We start from the raw sequence: 3,690 nt of genomic DNA on the forward strand, positions 1-3,690 counted from the left end.
CCCGTACCCTCATCAGCTGCGGCAAGCGTGAGATTGATTCCGGAATCACTTCCGCTTATTCCATTATAGAACGTAAAGGAATCCGTAACCGAATCATAGGATGCCTTGATATTCGTACCCATAGCATTTACATCGGCAGCAATATCATTATAGGTTTTGCCTTCCGCAAGGTCCTTAAAGCTATAGCTGATTGTCTGCTTCTTTTTCTGTTCCTCAGTAAGAGCTTCGGCACTATCCCCTACCGTAAACGAAATAGCTATATCTTCGCCATTTACAGTAATTTCAGGGCCGCCTTCCGATTCCTGATAGGTAAATTTGCCATTATGGTTGTCTTTGATACTGTAGAAAACATTATCCGCCAGCTTTATGCTGTTTTTCCCGGCCTCAGTTGTATTGGCCCTCGTAATAGTGCCGTCCGTCATCCAGTACGCGTTAGAGCTTAGCCCCGTGACCTCGACCTTATGGTTCATAGCAATAGCGGCACCGTTTGCCGTTGCCGTTACGGCCGTCGAATCAGTTGTTGTTGCAGCCATAGCATTCAGCTTGGACTGAGACTTAAATCCGGACAGGGTGGTGTATTTGAACGTCGTGAGGTCGGAATAGATATCCGCAAGAGCCTCCTTCGTCCACTGCTGTTTTACTGTCTTTTTATAGAGATTATCATATTCGGTCTGTTTCGAAAGCATTCCGACCTTGACGAGAGATTCTACATCAAGCCCTGAACCGCTGAGACCGTAAATACCATTAACACCCATGGTAATCCCTCCTTACGCATTCTTGTCCAAGAAAGCGCCGAGCCAATCCTTGGCTTTGATCATGTTTTTGATCATTTCTTCAGGTGGGAACTCCTTCAGAACTTCCTTGGTCTGTTTGTCAATCATCTTGACCGTCATCATGTCAACTTCCTTGTTGTATTTAAATTCAAGGTTGCAGTTAATCTTGCTCATGAGTTCATTGAGCTCTTTGGTCATCAAAGTGACGGACTTCTCGTCCATCGGCTTATCCTGATCAGCTGCTTTCTTTGCGGCAGCTTCCTGCTGTTTTTCTGCCGCGCTGTTTGCAATAGCAGTATTAGTACCTTCAGCCGGTGCAGGCGTATTAGCCTGTTCCTGCGATACCGTATTCTGCTGGGCAGTCTGTGTGTCTGTCGAAGTACTTGCTGAATTCGACCCCGTTGCCGCGCCGACTACGATAGCAGCCGACATTACATCCTGAACTTTTCCAATCATTTTTATCCCTCCATAGATACATGCTTTATCTTTCCCTGAACCCATATAACGGGTATATGGCTTTTTACTGCTGCGGTTTCGGCAGTTTGCTCAAATCAAAGTCTGCCGGCATTGCAGCTTTTCGGTTCTCCTCCTGGATTGCCCTATAGATTTCTCCGCGGTATATTTTAATATCCCTCGGCGCTTCGATGGCTATGCGAACATTATCGCCCTGCACTTCAACAACATTCACAACGATGCTGTCGCCAATCATAATCTGCTGCCGTGGTTTTCTTGTCAGTACGAGCATTACTTCTCCTCCTTTTCCTGAAACAGAGGATGCTGAGTAGTGTAACTGCTCTTTTCAAGTACAACCTGCTTTGCTGCAAGTGTACGGTTATTGATAACGACCGGTGCCATGAGGTTGGTCGTCATCTTTGCAATCTCACCGTTAGGTATCGTCAGAAGTGTGTAGAGAACGATATCATCCGGTGTACTGATTCCGAGATTTTTCGTCACATCATCCTCAAGCCGGAACTCGTAGTCCGGAAAGAAGATGTACGGAACGGTCATCAAAAACGCCAAATCGGGAGTTTTGAGCGACTGCAGAAAATAATACGGGCTTTTCTCATCATACGGAATCACCACGAATTCGTGCTCCTCTTCAAAAGCAGGCAGCCCTTCCGCAAATCGGACGACTTTATCTTCCGCAACATCAATTTCACCAAACCGTACCGTGTTGACTTTTCTCATCATAGTTTTCCTCCATTATGCATAAATATCATAATGACCTTCTGATGTCCACATTCGAATCGAACCCCGGTCTTGCTGGTAGATTTCAAATTTCCCTGGATTATACTTAACATCCGCTGTTGAAGAGGTCTCAATCTTAACTGAATGATGCCCCGGGTCAGTTTCCCCATGCAGCTCTGACGGGTGCATAGTAACCTCCGGATCGGGGATAGCCTGCGCCACGAGTGTACGCTGTTTGCTGACTTCCGAGGAAAGCCTTCTATGAGCCTGCTCCGCAAAGATATCGCGGCCTTTTCGGGATGCGTTGTCAATGATATCCCAAGTGTCCTGCGCATGCTTTGACGTGGTCTGCTTAACATCACTCAGTCCCTGTCCGCCGTACTGTCTCGCAAAGTCAATCATTGTAGAGTGACCATAGGAATGACGGCTCGGATATGAGTTGATTTCCAGACTCGGCTGGCTGTATCCGAGGTTCGAGCGTGGTGCTTGATAATCACCCTGCGGCTTAGGCTTCACTATGCGGCTCGACAGAGTCGAAATGTGCATATTGATTCCGATTCGCGGCAGAGTATGCCGGATGTTCAGATATAGCATAGGCTTCCCCCCTTTCCATGGGCTGAACCGATCCATCTATATATACATGGCACAAGGGCGGGACGCATCATGCATCCCGGCCAAGTGTCAAAGAATACTATTCCTCATTTATATTATAGCGCTAAAACAAATGTTTTTCCATAAAAAAACTTTCATTCATTTTAACAGCTCAATGCCTTTATTTTTGAGTGAAGGCATTCGTCATTCTTACAAGTAATCAGCCAGTGTCGGCGGCAGGATTCTCGAGCCGACCGAGAGTGAAAGCTGATAAATCGTCTGTGCTTCCATAAGCTTTGTCGCCAGCTTCGCAACATCCGTGGAATGAACCTCTGTGATATCAGAAAGGATGGATTCATTCTGCGTCGTGAGCATGTCCTTACAGTCTGTGTAGACCTGCTGACGTGCTGCCAGTTTGGACTGGGACACGTTTATAATCTCGAAGGAGTTATTCGCAAGTGTCTTTCCGTCAGATGACATCCACGAAGAATCACCCATATCCGTCATAGCGACAACTGTGAGTACATCGTTGAATGCCGCGGCGCCTGAAGAGTAATTCCCGGAGCTTGCATCATCGAAAATGCTCGTTCCTGCCAAATCTACACCATTAATATTGACTGTATCGGTTGCCGGCTGTGTCGCGCCGTTTTCCTTAACCATGGAAAAATGGTTCGTGTCGCCGGAATAGGTGACAATATACTGCTCGACTGTAGCAAATTTCAGTGTAGCCGTTCTGTCACCTACCGTGATTTCAGCGCTGAAGCTCTTCCCATCATCAGTAATGACACCGGTGTTATCAAAATACATACCTACTTTTTTATTAGCAGTAATCCAGTCACTCACTGTACCCACTTGATCGCCGTTTGCCACGGTCTTCTGCCCTGCAGCCATCTTATCTTTATACCCTTCGTCCATGAATTCTTTCGAATAGATTTTACCGTCAACGGTATTAAGATAATATTCATCACCGGTATCTTTGTCCCGCAGGGTAAGCATCTGTGACAGATTTCCGGACTTTGCGGTTTTCGACGGAGACTCTCCCGAGTTAAAGAACTCCGTCTGCTTATCGTCAAGGGATTTCGTGAGTCCTCGATCTTTTTTTTCATTGGACATCATATATGGCTGCTTCAAATCGGAC

6 protein-coding genes are annotated in these 3,690 nt (G+C 46.5%); all 6 read right to left on the minus strand.

The features are described 5' to 3' along the window. Positions 1 to 755: flagellar cap protein FliD N-terminal domain-containing protein (locus tag ACY69O_RS07230; RefSeq protein ID WP_462332797.1), on the minus strand; the 755-nt coding region annotated here is incomplete at its 3' end. Between the two features lie 12 nt (positions 756 to 767). Next, positions 768 to 1,229 (minus strand): flagellar protein FlaG, encoded by a 462-nt coding sequence (locus ACY69O_RS07235; RefSeq protein ID WP_462332798.1) that lies wholly within the window; start codon positions 1,227 to 1,229, stop codon positions 768 to 770. A gap of 64 nt (positions 1,230 to 1,293) precedes the next feature. Next, the gene (gene csrA / locus ACY69O_RS07240) at positions 1,294 to 1,518 is read right to left on the minus strand and encodes a carbon storage regulator CsrA (RefSeq protein ID WP_462332799.1); all 225 of its coding nucleotides are present in this window, start codon (positions 1,516 to 1,518) and stop codon (positions 1,294 to 1,296) included. Then, positions 1,518 to 1,961 carry a flagellar assembly protein FliW gene (gene fliW, locus ACY69O_RS07245; protein WP_462332802.1) on the minus strand — a complete coding sequence of 148 codons (444 nt, stop codon included), beginning with the start codon at positions 1,959 to 1,961 and terminating at the stop codon, positions 1,518 to 1,520. Before fliW ends, csrA begins: the two co-directional genes overlap by 1 nt. A gap of 15 nt (positions 1,962 to 1,976) precedes the next feature. Further along, positions 1,977 to 2,555, minus strand: a complete 579-nt coding sequence (locus tag ACY69O_RS07250) for a DUF6470 family protein (RefSeq protein WP_462332800.1) — start codon at positions 2,553 to 2,555, stop codon at positions 1,977 to 1,979. A gap of 207 nt (positions 2,556 to 2,762) precedes the next feature. Then, a partial coding sequence (locus tag ACY69O_RS07255) for a flagellin (protein ID WP_462332801.1) occupies positions 2,763 to 3,690 on the minus strand: 928 nt, incomplete at its 5' end.

The organism is Schwartzia sp. (in: firmicutes) (assembly GCF_978017985.1).

Excerpts from the sequence above, each read along its gene's own strand:
- ACY69O_RS07235 (WP_462332798.1), bottom strand. The coding sequence starts at position 1,229 with ATGATTGGAAAAGTTCAGGATGTAATGTCGGCTGCTATCGTAGTCGGC.
- csrA (WP_462332799.1), bottom strand. The coding sequence starts at position 1,518 with ATGCTCGTACTGACAAGAAAACCACGGCAGCAGATTATGATTGGCGAC.
- fliW (WP_462332802.1), bottom strand. The coding sequence starts at position 1,961 with ATGAGAAAAGTCAACACGGTACGGTTTGGTGAAATTGATGTTGCGGAA.
- ACY69O_RS07250 (WP_462332800.1), bottom strand. The coding sequence starts at position 2,555 with ATGCTATATCTGAACATCCGGCATACTCTGCCGCGAATCGGAATCAAT.